Below are 17,630 nucleotides of genomic sequence, written 5' to 3'. Positions count from 1 at the left end.
CCTACTCAATTTTAAATTTTCGTCTTACATATTCCGCTATCAAAGCAGCATCGATCATTCCATCATTATAATTCTTGCTTTTAGAAAGCTTATTTGTTACCTTAAAATTTACAGATGCAAATAAGCTATTAGCCGCTAAAGTAGAAGTAGCCTTTGTATCAGTTTTTTTCTTACCATCAGAAGTTAGTTTGGTTTGTTTTTTTACATTTTCCCAAACTTCATTCTGCCATACTTTAGGATTCACAAGAGAATGAGAAATACCTAATCCCATTAACAAACCTTCAAACATTCCAACACATTTAAAGAGGCTGGCAACAGATGATTTAGAAACTGAAACAATAATGCTTGGATTTTCTAATCCAATGTGTACAAAATCATATGATCTTAAAAAATCAATAATAGTTTTTTTATCATATTCATTACCTATCAAAGGCATGCCTACCATTTCAACTACTTTTGAGTCTTCATCTATTACAACAAGTGCACCTTGTTTGCCAGGATCAATACCTAAAAAATATCTTGATTTCATAATTAAACCTTTTTACCTAATCCATCGGAATATGCACCCTCTTGATAAGCTTGTACCTTCCAACCTTTACTTTTACTAATCGGCATCATTTTTTCATATTCGGCAAGTGTCATAGTTTTTCTCATCACAACCTCGACAACTGTGTTATCAGGAAGCAATGTTGTTTTTGTCTGTTTCGCCATGATACATTGATTTAAAAAACACTTCAACATTCAGTTTTTTATAAAATATAGCTACGTATACACTCACTATATGTAACGTTACACGATCTGAATTCTCAAATATCGCCTGCTTGAATATTTAGTACTATGTTGGGGATGTTTCCTTAAACCCTTTGCAGATACTTGCTGACTTGGCTCAGCGTTGAAGTGTTTTTATGAAAAAAAGAATGTCGTTAAGTAGTCAGGATTCGAACCTGAAATGGTATTGAATATCTTTCTGAAATTATCTGACAGGCGGCATAGAATTCCACTTCTATGTCTCCTAAATACTTATTCAATTATCGTCTAACCAATTCCGACACTACTTACCATTGCTTTTTACAGAAACAATAAACTGGTTATTAACCAAAAAAACCATAAAATATGAATTGCAGTCTATACGAGACTCGAACTCGCGACCTCTTGCGTGACAAGCAAGCACTCTAACCAACTGAGCTAATAGACTAAAAGTAAAAATGAAGTGTTTGTTTAAGAAAAAAAGCCTTTCTGTAGAACGTCAATAAAGCATATAAATACTTAATGATTAGAAAGGCTTTTAAGTGGTTTGTTGTTTATTATAAAAGCTAGGTAATCCTAATTTTGTCGCGGATGCAAATAATAACCTTAGATTGCAGCGGTTCCAAATTTAGCGAAATAATATAAGTAGAAATATGTTTTTTATCAGCCAACACACTGGGGACGGAAAAAACATACTGACTACCTACATCAGCTTTTAAATCAACTGAAGCGAAAACCGCATCAACTTTTACTACATCAGAAAAAGAAGCAACCTCTGTTTTCTGTTTTGAATTTTCGCTCAGGTCTATTGTAGTCTTACAGATTCCCGCAATACTGAAACAAAACAGCATTGTAAAAAGCATAAACAAACGTTTCATAGTTTGTAGGATGAGCAGGAATCGAACCCGCACGAAAAGCCATTTTCAAATTAGATTTATTAAGACCTGATACCCGAAGGCATAAAACACTACTTAGTCAGTATCCATCGCTTCTCTTAAATCTACCCTTTATCAGCGTCTACCATTTCGCCATCATCCTATGAATAAAACCACCCGCCAGCCGTGCAATAAAGACGTCAAAAAGCCCGTTCAAACCGTCTACGCGTATGCTATTATTACGCCACGTTGGGTTGTCATTCCCTCAGCTAATCAAGTTAGCAGCGAATGGTTTATATATTTTCTATACACAAATGCCAAAAATGTCAATGATCTATTTTAAAAATTCCAAAGCCAATCGGTCATATAATTCAGAAGCAGTTTCAATTAACACATCTCCATCTTTTTCAATTCTTCCAAAATTGCAGAAGAAACAATAGTGATCAATTTCACTCAAAGCTTCCGCTTGATTATTGAAATGAAAAAGCATTATATCCTTGATTGCTTTCAACAAAAATGAATTGTCATAAACAGGAACTTGTGTTCTATACACCTGCGCTAAACTGTTTGAGATTTCATAATCTCTTGTCGTTTGCTCTTTGATCGATTCAATTACCGAAATAAAGATTGCCTTGTTCATATTTTCAATTTTGTTACATGACAAATATATAAAATATTCTATACGATTGTGTGTAATTTATATAAAATATTCTGTATTGTTTTTTGGTGGTAGAAAAAGAGTGTTGGCAATAGCCTTTTTTAAACAGAAATAAGCTTGTTTTAAGCCATGAAATGAATCAAATGATAATTGGGTTATGAAAAAAAGGAAAAGCTTTAAAAAGCAAAGAAAAGGGTATTAAATAATAAAAGTGAGATATGGTAGTGTGTTTGGGATGGTATACATGTTTCTGAGCGAACGGACCACAAAAGGAAAACGCGATTCAAAAGGGTATTGGGGGGCGATTTGCTTTTCAGTTCAAAAACATTTTAGCTTTTTATATCCAGGCATCCGGAACTCGTTTCAATCAGCAACTAATTTGAGGATTAGTCTTTTGGCTTTATTGATTTTCTAGGAAGTAAACTACTTCAAAAGGAAAGTGTAATCTTAGTATGATTTGAACTACTGAGTGTAATTTACTGTAAAACAACGCGTTGAGGTTTGCTTGTATGAATTCTGCACGACCATTGCACAACGCATCATAAATTGTGGCGCTTCTTCCAATACTCTAAAAGGTCGTTAAGTTCTTGAACTGCTGCATTGTACTTCGCTGGTACTTTCTTTTTTCTTATCGATTGATTGTTGCCAGATAACACCTTGCTTAGTTCAGTTACATTGATTAATTCGTTTATCATAATATACAGATTTATGTACTTTTTATCCGTGCTAAGATACAGAATTATGTGTATTTATTCCTTAGTGTATATAAACAATAAAAGAGATCTACACGACAGCGCGTTTGTGTTTGTTTTTTTATCACCCTTCCCTCACGTCAATACGACTCATTCCCTATTAAATTTTACCACAGTTCAATTATTTATCTTCTTCTAACATTGTATGCGTAAACTTTAATTAAAGCCTTTAAAACAAAGGGAAATTAATAACTATAACGATTATCTATTGCATTGCGTTTTACTATAGAAATTACGTATCAAAACTTTTTAATTAATGCTTTTTTATATAAAATACTTGTTATACATTTGTGTAACACAAAAGAAAGGAAGTAATACTTCTTTTTTTGATTCCCCCTTGGGGGTGTTCTTTGACTTACTGTCTGCTTTATCTTATATCTTGATTGTAGTTCTTAAATTATAACTAAGCGAATCAGGCTTGATAATTACCACTATGCAAGCCGTTACCACAAATATTAAATAACCCTATTAAAAACTTATAAGATGGATACAACCTATTTTACAACATGCAAAACCTTAGACGAAGCTAAGAATTTATTTAAAAAGCTTTGTTTTGAGTTACACCCTGATACTAGCGGCTATAACTCACAATCTGAATTCGTAAAAATGTTTAAAGAATTCAAATCTTTAGAAAATCGTTTCAGCACTTCTAATACAGAAGAAAATACAAATACCACATTTAACGCTGATCAGTTCTACAATATCGTAAAGATGTTTGAAGGGCTTCAAGGAATAAATATTTCTTTTGTCGGTTCTTTTATATGGCTCACAGACTTAACACCTGGGGCGATGTACTCACAAAAGGAAAGAATTAAATCTATCGCGATTGATAATTATAACGCTCCCTGCTGGGCGGGACAAAAGAAGTCTTGGTATTTCTCCCCTAGTGATTATGTGAAGAAGGGGAGATCTAATAAAGACCTAAGCGAATTAAAAGATTTATTCGGCTCTACAGATTTTCAAACTAAGTCAAACTTTAAATTAGCAATATAATGACACCACATCAATACCGTCTAAAAACAGAATCATTTTGTAAACTAAGAAGTACAAAAGGATTAAACAATGATTTAGATATAAATGACCAAATCTGGAATCAAAGACAAATACTAAAGGTTGTTGCTTACGATAGAACTAATTCTTTATTAATTGTTGAAAACGAAAATGGTTTTCAATGGAAAACAGATTTGAAAAAAATGGAATTCTGTTGGGAAGATGGAAGAAAAGTAAATTACTAATCATTAATAGCCCTTACAACTTACCACAGCGTAAGGGCTTTCTTTAAACCCTATTAAAAATGAAAGACAATCTTACTCTCGTCCTTGTGGCGGTATGCTTGGTACTTACTGTATCGGCTGCTTTTACTTTCCATAGTATAACTAAGCAAATCGAAAAATTAGAACAAGCCAATGAACAATACTACATGTTCATTTGGAATGATGACCCAGAGGGACTTCCTTCAGCTGGGACCAAAATTGTTATCGAAGAGATTGAAGGAAACATAATCTATCTAGGCAATGAGTAATGCTAAACACAGCAAGCGCCTAAGCTATCAATTGATAGTATTCGCACTCGTTTACTTCACTTTTCAAGTATCAAGAATATTTTTTTAACCCTATAAATTTTACCACAAATGAATACTTACAGTAAATATGTGCCAAATGTTTTCTTGGCCAAAACAGAAGAACGTCACGAAAAAGGCGACATCATCGCATTAACAACTAAATACGGAAAAGAGAATGAAGTAATTATACACAATCTGATCTATACTAAGGATGGTTTTTACTTCTATTCTTTTGTTCGTGCTGATGGTTTTAATATTCAGGAACGCGCCAAAAACAAAGCTGCTAAATATGAAAATTGGGCAGGTTCTGCAGAAAAGAAAAGTAATGAGTATTACGAAGCTTCTCAAGAGGGTAAAGATTTCTTAGCACTTGCCGAACCGATTAAGGTAGGTCACCACAGTGAAAAACGACATCGCGCACTCATTGAAAGAAATTGGAATAGAATGGGGAAAAGTGTCGAATTTTCTGATAAAGCAAATGATCATCTAAATAAAGCAGAATATTGGGAAAGTAGAGCCAGCGAAATTAATCTTTCTATGCCTGAAAGCTTAGAATACTATGAATACAAACTAGAAGAAGCTAAAGAGAAGCACGAGGGACTTAAAAGCGGGAAGTATGTAAGAGAACATTCCTTTTCTCTTACATACGCTAAGAAAGAAGTAAACGAACTTACTAAGAAGCTAGAAACAGCAAAAAAACTTTGGGAATAACATTAAGACCTGGGGCACGTCGTTAAACTGCTCTATTTATTATGAATAGAAAAGTAAATATATTTCAAGACAGCAAATCAATTAGAAATACTATTGCCAAAACATTAGGATATAAAACACCACAAGAATATAGTTGGTATACAGAAAATATATTTTTTGAAACATTTTTTTATCTATCAAAAAGATTTGGTATGCCTAAAGTATGGGACGAATATAAACAAGCTGGTGTATGGAGTTTTAGTGTAAAACATTATACGATAACTGTTGAAATGAATTCAAGTTGGGTAATCTTCATGATTTTTGGAGATAAAAAACATTATAGGCATTCAACTTTTCCTACTTATTGGATTAAATACAATCGAGAGGCAAATAAAAAAAGAGAATTGTTGTTAGATACTATGAAAGATTCTGAAGATAGGACAAAATATGAAAAGGATAAATTACAACAATTACTCAATGAATTTCAGGAAGAAAAAAAGATTCCTGACAATATAACTGTAGAAGACTTTCATGAAATATATGGTTCCGAATTTTTTAGAAAAATAGACGAATTTAACAACAAGGTTATAGGTGTTAATTCTAAAGACTTTGATTTAAATGTTGAATACATGAATTCAAAAAAAAGACATGCTTTAAAAACAATGGAGCAATTTATAAAAAATATGCTCACACCAATATATGTTAGGGATGTACCGTATAATATAAAAGGGAGAATGACAGACAACGAAGCACACTATTTAAACCAAAATATTAATAACATAAAAATTGATTATATATCTGATTAATTATGAAAACTACATATTTTAAAACGATTGTTCAAAAAACGACTGAAACACACAGTGTTTTAGTCGCTGTTATTCCAAACGAAATGTTAGGAGATTTACCCACTATATGTGAAATGGAAGCTTTCAAAATGCCTTCTACAATATACACAGGAACTTATCCTCAAATCAAACTAAACACGGATACAATCAAAGAAAGAGAAGACTTAATCGGGATAGGTATTAACAATATTTTAATGCAGCCTATTTGGTTTACCAAAACAACAGAAGAAAAAGATTTACTTGGTATTAAAATATAATCTTTAGATTTACTCAATAAAAAAATCCCGTTGGGTTACCACACACCAACGGGAAAATATGTCTGCATTTTTTTAACCCTATTAAAAATTTGCAACTACAAAATTATAGAAATTATGTCGTTAAAAGAAGAAATAGCTCAAAAATTAAAAGCTCGTAGGATTGAACTTGGCCTCACTATGGAGGAACTTGCGATACTTGTTTGGGGAGATCCTGCCAAGAGAGCTCAAATATCAAACTATGAAAATGGGAAAAGAGCTTTTTCCTTAGATACTTTGGAGTTGTTTTTGGAAGCTTTGCAGATGAATTTAATTTTGCAAAACAAGTAAATAAATGAATTGTACTTTGTTTATTATAGTTAATCAACGTAAAACACCATAAAATAAGCTTTATCTTTGTTGTGCAACAGTCGTGCAAAGTGAAGCTTTTTTACTTGTAATATATTGGTTATGACTTGATTAATTAAATTAAAAGTAATCCTGTCATCGTCACAAAAATGAAAACCCTACACATTTGTGTAGGGTTTTTTTATACCATTCAGTTAACGGATATCTCATCGTTTATGGTGGACAGCAAACGGCTCGCAGTGAATCTAAAAAAAGATGTTCTTTTTATCTAGCCCTTAACTTTGACGCCTAATCATAAAAGTCAAGCTGCTTTTCTATAGAAACACTTTAATTCTTGTATTTTTGTTTACGAAATAACAACAAGAGTACACATGATTTTCGATTACCTTCAATTCTGGTTTTCTGCTTATAATGAACATGGCATTCATTCGCCTTTTGTGTTTAATTTATTAACCCGTGGACTTTACCCTGCGGATACCCGTTGGAAGGGAGTATCAAGAAAAAATCAGTTCATCGATCGGTTGTTGACCTACTTTATGCCACAACAATTGACTACGTTGGATGGTGAATGCCCAAAGGAACTGAAAACAGCTATTTTGGTTGAATCCTATCATGCCAATCCCATCAACCTTTACGATTGTATGCTCTTTCAAGGAAAGGAAGCGATTTCATGGCCCACTGTAGAAGAAGTGGCGCAAACCATGCACAATGATTCGCTTTGGATAATTGATCGCAGAAGCAAGGCTGAATCGATTGAAAAATATTGGCAAGACGTGGTAGCATCTAATGAAATGGTTGTAACTTTAGATTTCTATTATTTTGGCGTTGCTTTTAAGCGAAAAGAGCAGCTAAAGCAGCATTTTAAACTGCGTTTGCAACCAGATCGTGTATTCCGCTTGCTTCGCGTGTAACAAATGGACGGATTGGGACACTTATAAGAAAGAAAATACGAGGATTATGTCTAGAGAATTAATTATTGATATCAAAGCAATTAAACGCGATTTTAAAATGGGATCCGAAACGGTAAAGGTTTTAAAAGGCGTGGATTTGCAAATTGAAAGAGGAGATTACGTCGCGCTGATGGGACCTTCTGGATCGGGTAAATCAACATTAATGAATATTTTAGGTTGCTTAGATACACCGACTTCAGGGTATTACAGCTTAAATGGCAAGGATGTCAGTCGATTGGATGACGATCAATTGGCAGAAATTCGCAACAAAGACATTGGTTTCGTCTTTCAAACTTTTAATTTGATGCCACGTACTACGGCTTTGGACAACGTAGCTTTGCCTATGATTTATGCAGGACGATCAAAAGAGGAACGCAACCAAAGAGCTTCTGATGTATTGCATATGGTGGGATTAGGAGATCGCATGGATCACCATCCTAATCAATTGTCAGGTGGGCAAAGACAGCGCGTGGCAGTTGCACGTGCTTTAGTCAATAACCCCTCAATTATCTTAGCGGATGAACCTACAGGAAATCTAGATACTAAAACCTCTATTGAAATCATGGGGTTGTTTGATGAAATTCACCGCAAAGGCAATACCGTTATCCTCGTTACCCATGAAGAAGATATTGCGGAACATGCTCATCGTATTATTCGCCTGCGCGATGGAGTAATTGAAAGTGACGAACGAATAAAATAAAAAGAAACGATTGCATTCTGCCTAAAGTATTGTATTTTGCTTCATCAAAACAAGACGGATTATACAGGCAACGATGAAAATATATACTAAAACAGGAGATCGAGGTACTACAGCTTTATTTGGCGGTACACGTGTACCTAAAAATCATGTGCGAATAGAAGCTTATGGAACGGTTGATGAATTAAATTCCTATATCGGATTGATTCGAGATCAGGAAATTCCAGCATTGGAAAAACAAACTTTACTTGCTATTCAACATCATTTGTTTACAGTAGGTGCTATTTTAGCTACAGATCCACAAAAAGCAGTGTTGAAAAATGGCAAAGAGCGACTGAATATTCCTAAAATCACCCCAGACACGCTTGTTTTTTTGGAAAATGAAATTGATCGGATGGAAGAAAATTTAGCTCCGATGACACATTTTATCCTGCCTGGCGGACATACGACGGTGTCATTCTGTCATATTGCACGTTGTGTTTGTCGTAGATCCGAGCGTTTGTCAGTACAATTAGATCAAGAAGAACCCGTAGAACCCGAAGTTTTGATGTACTTAAACCGACTTTCTGACTATCTATTTGTATTGGCACGAAAGTTGACTTTTGATTTACAAGCGGATGAGGTTAAATGGATACCTGAAAAGTTGAAATAACCCACTAAAATCAGCCGTTTTTTGTTGTGATTAAGCAAGACGTTCTTTAATGTTAGTGAAATACTATGAAAAAAGCTTGCTTATTTCATAATAAAATTTATTTTTGCAATAAAATTTTAAAAAGGTTAAGAGATGTATTGGACATTAGAATTGGCATCTTATTTAAGTGATGCTCCATGGCCTGCGACTAAAGATGAGTTGATAGATTACGCTATTAGAACAGGTGCACCCCTTGAAGTAGTAGAAAACTTACAATCCATCGAAGATGAAGGAGAAATCTATGAATCTATGGAAGAAATTTGGCCAGACTATCCTACGGACGAAGATTATCTTTGGAACGAGGATGAGTATTAATATAGAAAAAAGCCTTCTTCAAGGCTTTTTTTTGTTTATTTTAGCAAGTAAAAAAGAGTAAAAATATATAAACCTATGAGTCTTATAAATACCATATTAAAGGTTTTTGTCGGCGATAAATCTGAACGAGATATCAAAGAAATAAAACCTCTAATTGAAAAAATTAAAACGTATGAATCGTCTTTATCTGGTTTGTCAAATGACGAATTAAGAGCAAAGACTATCTATTTTAAAGAGAAAATTCAACAATCTAGAGCCGGTCAAGATGCTAAGATTGCTTCGTACAAAGAAGAAATCGAGAAGACTCAAGATATCGATAAAAGAGAAGCAATCTACGCAAGTATTGATAGCTTAGAAAAAGAAGCGTACGACAATACTGAAAAAGTATTGATGGACATCTTACCAGAGGCTTTTGCAGTAGTGAAAGAGACAGCAAAGCGTTTCAAAGAAAACGAAACAGTGGTGGTATCAGCTTCAGAAAAAGACATGGAGTTTGCACAAAACAAACCGTATGTAACGATTGCTGACGGAAAAGCAAGTTGGGCAAATAAATGGTCTGCTGCAGGTAAGGAAGTGACCTGGGATATGATTCACTACGATGTTCAGTTAATCGGGGGTATTGTATTGCACCAAGGAAAAATCGCAGAGATGCAAACAGGGGAAGGTAAAACATTAGTAGCAACCTTGCCTTTATACTTAAATGCCTTAACTGGAAACGGAGTACACTTAGTTACAGTGAATGACTACCTTGCTAAAAGGGATAGTCAGTGGAAAGCGCCTTTATTTGAGTTCCACGGAATGACCGTAGACTGTATCGATAACCACCAACCAAACTCTCCAGGTAGAAGAGCTGCTTATGCTGCAGATATCACGTACGGAACAAATAATGAATTTGGTTTCGACTACTTGAGAGATAATATGGCACATACGCCAGAAGAATTAGTGCAACGCGTACACAACTATGCTATTGTCGATGAGGTCGATTCAGTATTAGTGGATGACGCTAGAACACCGTTGATTATCTCAGGACCAGTTCCTCAAGGAGATCGTCACGAGTTCAATGAGCTAAAACCAAAAGTAGCTAACCTAGTTGAAATCCAACGTAAATTAGCGAATAACTTCTTGGCAGAGGCTAGAAAATTAATCCGCGAAGGAAATACAAAAGAAGGTGGATTCTTATTATTAAGAGCGTACCGAAGCTTACCTAAAAATAAAGCCCTAATTAAATTCTTAAGTGAAGAAGGGGTAAAACAATTGCTTCAAAAAACAGAAAACCACTACATGCAGGACAACAATAGAGAAATGCATAAAGTGGATGAAGCGTTGTACTTCGTGATTGAAGAGAAAAACAATCAAGTGCAATTGACAGATAATGGAATCAAATTCTTATCGCAAGATACAGATGAGCATTTCTTCGTTTTACCAGATATTGGAACAGAAGTAGCTCGTATTGAAAGTCAAAATTTATCAAGAGAAGAGGAAGCAATTGCCAAAGAGCGCTTATTCCAAGATTTTGGGGTAAAGAGCGAGCGTATCCACACGTTAAATCAATTGTTGAAAGCTTATACTGTGTTTGAAAAAGATACAGAATATGTTGTCATCGACAATAAGATTTTAATCGTGGATGAGCAAACAGGTCGTATCATGGATGGACGTCGTTATTCAGATGGATTACACCAAGCGATCGAGGCGAAAGAAAACGTGAAAATCGAAGCAGCTACACAGACATTTGCAACGATTACGTTACAGAACTACTTCCGTATGTACAAGAAGTTAGGAGGTATGACAGGTACGGCTATTACAGAAGCAGGAGAGTTCTTGCAAATCTACAAATTAGACGTAGTTGAAATTCCAACAAACAGAGGAATTGCTCGTAAAGATAAAGAAGATAAAATTTTCCGTTCAGTACGTGAAAAATATAAAGCAGTTATTGATGATGTAGTAGAATTATCACAAGCAGGTCGTCCTGTATTAATTGGTACTACTTCAGTTGAGATTTCTGAGTTATTGAGTAGATCGTTGAAAATGCGTGGTATTCAACACAACGTATTGAATGCGAAATTACACAAACAAGAGGCTCAAATTGTTGAAGAAGCAGGAAAACCTGGTATTGTAACAATTGCAACCAACATGGCAGGTCGTGGTACGGATATTAAACTTTCTCAAGAAGTAAAAGACAAGGGAGGTTTAGCGATTATTGGTACAGAGCGTCATGATTCAAGACGTGTTGACCGTCAGTTAAGAGGTCGTGCAGGTCGTCAAGGAGACCCAGGAAGCTCTCAATTCTATGTGTCATTAGAAGATAACTTAATGCGTTTATTCGGATCAGAGCGTGTAGCGAAGATTATGGATAGAATGGGATTAGAAGAAGGGGAAGTGATTCAACATTCGATGATGACCAAATCAATCGAAAGAGCACAGAAAAAAGTAGAAGAGAACAACTTTGGTATTCGTAAGCGTTTATTAGAATATGATGACGTGATGAATGCACAACGTGAAGTAATTTACAAACGTAGAAAACACGCGTTGTTTGGAGATCGTCTAAAAGTGGATATCGCCAATATGATGTACGATTTATGTGAGCGTATTAGCGAAACAAACAAAATGGCGAATGACTTCAAAAACTTAGATATGGATATGATCCGCAACTTCGGTATTAACGATGTTGTAACAGAAGATCAATTCAATAAAGAAGATGTTGTTACATTAGCCAATCGATTATACGATAAAGCGTTTACTTCTTACCGTGAAAAAGGACAGCGCAGTGCTGCTGAAGCATTCAAAGTAATTAAAAACGTATACGAGAATCAAGATAATAATTTCGAGCGTATTGTTGTTCCATTCACAGATGGTATGAAAACAATGAACGTCGTGACAAACTTAGAAACAGCATACAGCACACAAGGAATGAGTCTAATTGACGATTTTGAAAAGAATGTGGTATTGTCAATTTTAGATGAGGCATGGAAGAAACACCTTAGAAAAATGGACGAATTGAAACAATCTGTTCAGTTAGCTGTTCACGAACAAAAAGATCCTTTATTGATCTATAAGTTTGAAGCATTCGAATTGTTTAAGAAAACAATTGCTGAAATGGATGCAGAAATAACTTCATTCTTGACGAAAGCGGACTTACCAGTTCAGCCAACACAAGAAGAAGTACAAGCATAATTTTTAGCTTATTCCATACCATAGGGCTCTTACTATAAGAGCCCTATTTTTTTATGGTAAGAGGATGTTAAGACTAGACTTCTTATGTTCTAGTGCTTAATTAATTTGTAAATTTATAGAACAAATAAAAATTAGATTACGATGACTATTTTTAGTAAACCATTTACAACAAAATACGGTACAGCACCTTTCTCACAGATAAAAATTACGGATTATAAACCTGCATTTGATCAAGCCATTGCACAGTCAAAAGCAGATATTGATGCCATTACATCGAATCCGGAACTTCCAACATTTGAAAATACAATAGAAGCTTTGGCATTCTCTGGTATGGAGTTGGATATTTTAGCTAGTATCTTCTTTAATTTAAATTCAGCAGAAACTAATGATGAAATGCAGCAAATTGCACAGGAGGTAGCTCCTTTACTTGCTGAATTAGGGAATGACATTTTGTTAAACGAGCAATTGTTTTTGCGTGTTAAAGTAGTTTATGAGCAATTGAAGCAGTTGGATTTGACTACGGAACAACAAACCTTGTTGACTAAGAATTACAAGAACTTTGTACGCAATGGAGCGCTGCTGTCAGAAGAGCAAAAGAATAGGGTACGAGCAATTGATGCAGAATTGGCAACGACTGCTTTAAAATTTGGAGAGAATGTATTAGCAGAAACACACAATTATCAGTTGCATATCACGGAAGAAGCTGATTTAAAAGGATTGCCAGAAGGAGCGATTGAGGAAGCACATGCATTAGCCAAACAAGAAAATCGAGAAGGATGGATTTTTACTTTGGACTATCCGAGTTATATTCCGTTTATGACGTATGCAGAAAATAGAGCGTTGCGTAAAGAATTGGCGATTGCAGCAGGGGCAAAAGCGTTTAAAGCAAATGAATTTAATAATGAAACGCATGTGTTAACCATCGCAAAATTAAGACATGAACGCGCTACTATTTTAGGATATGCTACACATGCTGATTTTGTGTTAGAGGAGCGTATGGCACAATCGCCAACGAAGGTAAATACCTTTTTAGAAGACTTATTAATAAAGGCAAAACCTGCTGCGGATAAAGAATTTGAAGAGTTGACTGCTTTTGCTAAAGAACTAGATGGACTTGATCATTTAGAAAAATGGGATGGGAGCTATTATGCAGAGAAATTAAAACAAAAACGCTTTAATTTAGATGATGAAATCTTAAAACCGTATTTTCAATTAGAAAATGTATTAGATGGTGCTTTTCAAGTAGCAAATAAGCTGTATGGCCTCATTTTTACAGAAGTTTTTGATATTGAAAAATACCACGATGAGGTGCGTACGTTTGAAGTTACTAATGAAGAGGGGGACTTTATCGCTGTTTTTTATACTGATTTCTTTCCGCGAAAAGGAAAGCGCAACGGAGCTTGGATGACGTCATTTAAGAATCAATATATCAAACAAGGAGTGAATGAAAGACCACATATTTCAATTGTGTGTAATTTCACTAAACCAACAGCAACTAAGCCGTCTTTATTGACGTTTAATGAAGTTACAACCTTATTCCATGAATTTGGTCATGCGTTACACGGCATGCTTGCTAATACAACATATCCGTCTTTATCGGGAACAAATGTATATTGGGATTTCGTAGAGCTACCAAGTCAGATTTTGGAGAATTGGTGCTATGAAAAAGAAACCTTAGCCTTGTTTGCAAGACATTATCAAACAGGAGAACTGATTCCGATGGAATTTGTAGAAAAAATCAAAGAAAGTGCTTCTTTCTTAGAAGGAATGGCAACTGTACGTCAATTGAGTTTTGGTTTGCTTGATATGGGATGGCATGGACAAGATCCAACTAGAATCACCAATTTAAAAGCATTTGAAGTAGAGCAGTTTAAAGCTACTCAGCAATATCCAGATGTAGCAGAAAATGCAATGAGTACTTCTTTTTCGCATATTTTCCAAGGAGGATATTCTTCGGGTTATTACAGTTATAAATGGGCTGAAGTTTTAGATGCAGATGCATTTGCTTATTTTAAAGAAAAGGGAATTTTCAATAAAGAAGTAGCTACAGCATTTAAAGATCATGTGCTATCACAAGGAGGAACAGATCATCCGATGACACTATATATTAAGTTTAGAGGACAAGAACCGACACCAGAAGCTTTATTAAGACGAGCGGGCTTGTTAGCCTAAGTGCTATAAAATGAAAAAGAGTTCCTAAAATAGGGGAACTCTTTTTTACACTTAACAACATCACTTTTCTTTTTCAACTTATCTTTTATCCTGAAGGGATTTTTTTTGCTTTAGTCCTCTTGTTAAAAATGCAACGAGGAAGAAGATTTAACGAGGTAAATACCTTTTTAGGTTAAATCTATAAATCAAATATAAGTAAAAACTAATTTATTAACAAATAAAAAAGAAAAAAATCATCAATTTTGAGTTGAACACTTTTATAATGAATTGTAAATTATAAAAAAATAGTTAAATGATTTCTATTTTTAGAGAAAGCATTCCTCATTATACACATAAGTGTCAATAGTAGTAGGTAAATTCTTTGTTTTTCTAAGTTCTTCTTGCAAAAATGACAATGACTCTTCTTGATCGTCGGTTGGGTTAGCTTTTAGGTCAGCTATTTCTTCTTTCAAACTAGCTTGTGTACGCTGTTTGTTTTCTACTAATAATTGTTCCGCTAATTGAAGAATCCCTGTAAAAGTTAATCCATTTACTTTTTTACAATAAATAGCATGCCATTCATCAAAATTAATTTCATCGTCTTCCGTATATAAATCTACGGTTTCTGCAATTTTGTTGGATATAATTTGAATTGCTTTTTGCAAACGTTGTTGGTCAGGTTCATTTAGCATATTCAACATTTTCTCCTCTGAAGCTGCGTATAATTCAGGATTCGTACCGTCGAGTTTCAATTCTTCCTGCTCTTCTGTTTTGGTTTCAACTTTCGCTGTTTCCTTGTTTTCAACGCTTACTTTGTTGGTTACAGGCTGTTCAGTTATTGTGTTTTTGGAAGTACATCCCACACACAATCCAAGAAGTAAGCTTATTGTTGCGATTCTTTTGTGCATAGTTTTTATTTGCAAAATTAGGAGAATTCACAAAATGAGAAAATAAAATACATAAAAAAAAGGTGCTGCTCAGCAACACCTTTTCATTATTAATTAATTCCAAGTTCCGAATTTACCTGTGTTAAAATCGTCAAAGGCTTGTAGTAATTCTTCTTGTGTATTCATTACAAAAGGACCATAATGCGCAATAGGCTCTTTGATTGGCAGACCTGCTAAAACTAATACGATAGCATCTTCCGTTACTTCAATAGTGAATTGGTCTCCATCATGAGCCATAACAGCGACGTGATCTTGCTGCACATCAGATCCGTTTACTTTGATGCTTCCTTCTAGTACTAACAATAGGGTGTTATAGGTAGTAGGAAATTCATACGTTACCTCTGCGCCTGCTTTTGCTTTTAAGTTAGACATATGGATTGGCGTAAAGGTCGTCGCAGGGCCTTTTACTCCTTGATATTCACCTGCGATTACTTCGATAAATCCTCGCTCATCTGCAAGCGTATAATGAGGCATTTGCGCATTTTCTATCGCTTGGTATTGCGGCTGTCCTTTTTTTGCTTCTGCAGGAAGATTGACCCACAATTGAACCATCTGAAATTCACCTCCTGTTTTACTCCATTCTGTTTCGTGAAACTCTTTATGCAAAACCCCTGATGCGGCTGTCATCCATTGTACATCACCTTCTCCAATGATTCCACCACCACCGCTGCTATCGCCGTGCTCAACACGTCCTTTATAAGCGATTGTTACGGTTTCAAAACCTTTATGTGGATGGACACCTACCCCTCTTGGAATTTCACTTGGCCCAAAGTGGTATTTGGAGTTGTAATCTAACATAATGAAGGGATCCATGCGTTGCATACTCATTCCTGGAACACCTGGAATAAAATTGTGTACTCTGAAACCATCTCCTACAAAATGTGCAGGTTTTGGTGCTACGATTTGTTCAATATTTTTTGTTTTCATATCCTTTTATTTTATACTCAAAGTTACTTCATTGCGAATGAAAATGACTTAATCTAAAACAAGAACGGAAGTGGGAGATAGGCTTAAGAGCGAATGGTGTTTGCCTTTGTATAGGAGAAGTTTGTTGAAAGGAGAAGACCCAATGAAAATGCACGAGGATTCAAAAATAAAAAGCGAAAGGCTTGCATCTGCAAGCCTTTCGCTTTTTATCAAGAAAGAAATAAGGTTAGAATCGATAAAATTAATCTATTTCCCATTTCTTTTTCTTATCACTTATTTAGTAGAGCCAATGTGTCGCATTGCATCTCGAACCATCTGAAAGAGCTCAGAAGAGTAAACGAAATCAACGACATCTTCATTGTCTGTTTGAATAATTTCTTTATTGTTTCCAGACCAAGCCAATACCCCATTTTTCAAGAAGACGATGTGTTCTCCAATTTCCAAGACTGAGTTCATATCGTGTGTGTTAATTACAGTTGTAATATCGTATTCGTGGGTGATTTCTTGAATCAAGTTATCAATGACGATTGCTGTTTTGGGATCTAATCCTGAGTTTGGTTCGTCACAGAACAAATATTTAGGGTTGTTTACGATTGCGCGTGCAATGGCTACCCTTTTTTGCATTCCTCCAGATATTTCCGAAGGTTTCTTTTTATTGGCGTTGATTAATTTGACGCGGTCAATTACCTCATTTACGCGATGCATGATTTCTTTATCGCTTTTGTTGGTAAACATACGCAACGGAAAAGCAATATTTTCTTCCACTGTCATGGAATCAAAAAGAGCACTTCCTTGAAATACCATTCCAATTTCCGTACGCAAATCACGGCGTTGATGTTTATTCATATCGGCATAATCCCTTCCATCAAATAGAATTTGTCCGTTGTCATGGGCGTGAATACCCAAAAGTGTTTTCAAGAAAACCGTTTTTCCTGAACCACTTTGTCCTATGATTAAATTGGTTTTTCCCGTTTCAAACGTCGTGGTAATTCCCTTCAAAACCTTATTGCCATTAAAAGACTTTTCTATGTTTGTTACTTCAATCATCTTG

At 35.0% G+C, this 17,630-nt stretch carries 21 protein-coding genes and 1 tRNA gene; 13 read left to right on the top strand and 9 right to left on the bottom strand.

Features of this window, described 5'->3' with window-relative positions:
- Position 1: 1 nt before the first annotated feature.
- The 6 genes from AWV75_RS07690 to AWV75_RS18865 all read right to left on the bottom strand — a co-directional run bounded on the left by AWV75_RS07690 (position 2) and on the right by AWV75_RS18865 (position 2,975).
- On the bottom strand, positions 2-529 hold the full coding sequence (locus tag AWV75_RS07690) for a hypothetical protein (RefSeq protein ID WP_060873827.1): 528 nt from the start codon (positions 527-529) through the stop codon (positions 2-4).
- 2 nt (positions 530-531) lie between these two features.
- Entirely contained in the window at positions 532-711 is a 180-nt protein-coding gene (locus tag AWV75_RS07685) for a hypothetical protein (protein WP_060873826.1), read from the bottom strand.
- A gap of 410 nt (positions 712-1,121) precedes the next feature.
- Positions 1,122-1,195 (bottom strand) — tRNA-Asp (locus AWV75_RS07680).
- A 118-nt stretch (positions 1,196-1,313) separates the two neighbouring features.
- On the bottom strand, positions 1,314-1,625 hold the full coding sequence (locus tag AWV75_RS07675) for a hypothetical protein (protein ID WP_060873825.1): 312 nt from the start codon (positions 1,623-1,625) through the stop codon (positions 1,314-1,316).
- Between the two features lie 331 nt (positions 1,626-1,956).
- A complete protein-coding gene (locus tag AWV75_RS07665) occupies positions 1,957-2,262 on the bottom strand; it encodes a hypothetical protein (protein WP_060873823.1) in 306 nt (101 codons plus the stop codon).
- Positions 2,263-2,819: 557 nt separating this feature from the next.
- Complete coding sequence (locus tag AWV75_RS18865) at positions 2,820-2,975, bottom strand: hypothetical protein (protein ID WP_197429565.1); 156 nt, start codon at positions 2,973-2,975, stop codon at positions 2,820-2,822.
- A gap of 540 nt (positions 2,976-3,515) precedes the next feature.
- On the opposite strand from AWV75_RS18865, the gene AWV75_RS07660 reads away from it, so the two are divergent.
- The 13 genes from AWV75_RS07660 (at position 3,516) to AWV75_RS07600 (ending at position 14,726) form a co-directional block, all read left to right on the top strand.
- On the top strand, positions 3,516-4,025 hold the full coding sequence (locus AWV75_RS07660; protein WP_060873822.1) for a hypothetical protein: 510 nt from the start codon (positions 3,516-3,518) through the stop codon (positions 4,023-4,025).
- Complete coding sequence (locus tag AWV75_RS07655) at positions 4,025-4,267, top strand: hypothetical protein (protein ID WP_060873821.1); 243 nt, start codon at positions 4,025-4,027, stop codon at positions 4,265-4,267. The genes AWV75_RS07660 and AWV75_RS07655 overlap by 1 nt, the downstream gene beginning before the upstream one ends.
- Before the next feature lie 86 nt (positions 4,268-4,353).
- A complete protein-coding gene (locus AWV75_RS07650) occupies positions 4,354-4,554 on the top strand; it encodes a hypothetical protein (protein ID WP_231738052.1) in 201 nt (66 codons plus the stop codon).
- A 108-nt stretch (positions 4,555-4,662) separates the two neighbouring features.
- Positions 4,663-5,304 (top strand): DUF3560 domain-containing protein, encoded by a 642-nt coding sequence (locus AWV75_RS07645; RefSeq protein ID WP_060873819.1) that lies wholly within the window; start codon positions 4,663-4,665, stop codon positions 5,302-5,304.
- A 41-nt stretch (positions 5,305-5,345) separates the two neighbouring features.
- On the top strand, positions 5,346-6,089 hold the full coding sequence (locus AWV75_RS07640; protein WP_060873818.1) for a hypothetical protein: 744 nt from the start codon (positions 5,346-5,348) through the stop codon (positions 6,087-6,089).
- A 2-nt stretch (positions 6,090-6,091) separates the two neighbouring features.
- Positions 6,092-6,385, top strand: coding sequence for a hypothetical protein (locus AWV75_RS07635; RefSeq protein WP_060873817.1), 294 nt, complete (start codon positions 6,092-6,094; stop codon positions 6,383-6,385).
- Positions 6,386-6,499: 114 nt separating this feature from the next.
- On the top strand, positions 6,500-6,712 hold the full coding sequence (locus AWV75_RS07630; RefSeq protein WP_060873816.1) for a helix-turn-helix domain-containing protein: 213 nt from the start codon (positions 6,500-6,502) through the stop codon (positions 6,710-6,712).
- 389 nt (positions 6,713-7,101) lie between these two features.
- Positions 7,102-7,641, top strand: coding sequence for a hypothetical protein (locus AWV75_RS07625; protein ID WP_060873815.1), 540 nt, complete (start codon positions 7,102-7,104; stop codon positions 7,639-7,641).
- Positions 7,642-7,687: 46 nt separating this feature from the next.
- Positions 7,688-8,380, top strand: a complete 693-nt coding sequence (locus AWV75_RS07620; RefSeq protein ID WP_060873814.1) for an ABC transporter ATP-binding protein — start codon at positions 7,688-7,690, stop codon at positions 8,378-8,380.
- Between the two features lie 73 nt (positions 8,381-8,453).
- Complete coding sequence (locus AWV75_RS07615; protein ID WP_060873813.1) at positions 8,454-9,029, top strand: cob(I)yrinic acid a,c-diamide adenosyltransferase; 576 nt, start codon at positions 8,454-8,456, stop codon at positions 9,027-9,029.
- A gap of 132 nt (positions 9,030-9,161) precedes the next feature.
- Positions 9,162-9,383: a DUF2795 domain-containing protein gene (locus AWV75_RS07610; RefSeq protein ID WP_002986941.1), complete on the top strand. Its 222-nt coding sequence runs from the start codon at positions 9,162-9,164 to the stop codon at positions 9,381-9,383.
- Positions 9,384-9,458: 75 nt separating this feature from the next.
- Positions 9,459-12,554, top strand: coding sequence for a preprotein translocase subunit SecA (gene secA / locus AWV75_RS07605; protein WP_060873812.1), 3,096 nt, complete (start codon positions 9,459-9,461; stop codon positions 12,552-12,554).
- Positions 12,555-12,695: 141 nt separating this feature from the next.
- Positions 12,696-14,726 carry a M3 family metallopeptidase gene (locus AWV75_RS07600; RefSeq protein WP_060873811.1) on the top strand — a complete coding sequence of 677 codons (2,031 nt, stop codon included), beginning with the start codon at positions 12,696-12,698 and terminating at the stop codon, positions 14,724-14,726.
- Between the two features lie 305 nt (positions 14,727-15,031).
- Here AWV75_RS07600 and AWV75_RS07595 read toward each other — a convergent pair whose 3' ends face one another.
- From AWV75_RS07595 to AWV75_RS07585, 3 genes are all read right to left on the bottom strand, one after another.
- Positions 15,032-15,613: a hypothetical protein gene (locus AWV75_RS07595; RefSeq protein WP_060873810.1), complete on the bottom strand. Its 582-nt coding sequence runs from the start codon at positions 15,611-15,613 to the stop codon at positions 15,032-15,034.
- Positions 15,614-15,706: 93 nt separating this feature from the next.
- Entirely contained in the window at positions 15,707-16,579 is an 873-nt protein-coding gene (locus AWV75_RS07590) for a pirin family protein (protein ID WP_060873809.1), read from the bottom strand.
- Positions 16,580-16,852: 273 nt separating this feature from the next.
- Entirely contained in the window at positions 16,853-17,626 is a 774-nt protein-coding gene (locus AWV75_RS07585) for an ABC transporter ATP-binding protein (protein WP_060873808.1), read from the bottom strand.
- Positions 17,627-17,630 lie beyond the last annotated feature (4 nt).

This window comes from Myroides odoratus, from assembly GCF_001549985.1.
In the GTDB taxonomy this organism is placed as follows: Bacteria; Bacteroidota; Bacteroidia; order Flavobacteriales; family Flavobacteriaceae; genus Flavobacterium; species Flavobacterium odoratum_A.
Note: the sequence above shows the minus strand (reverse complement) of the source record. Positions and strands in the feature narration are given on the sequence as shown.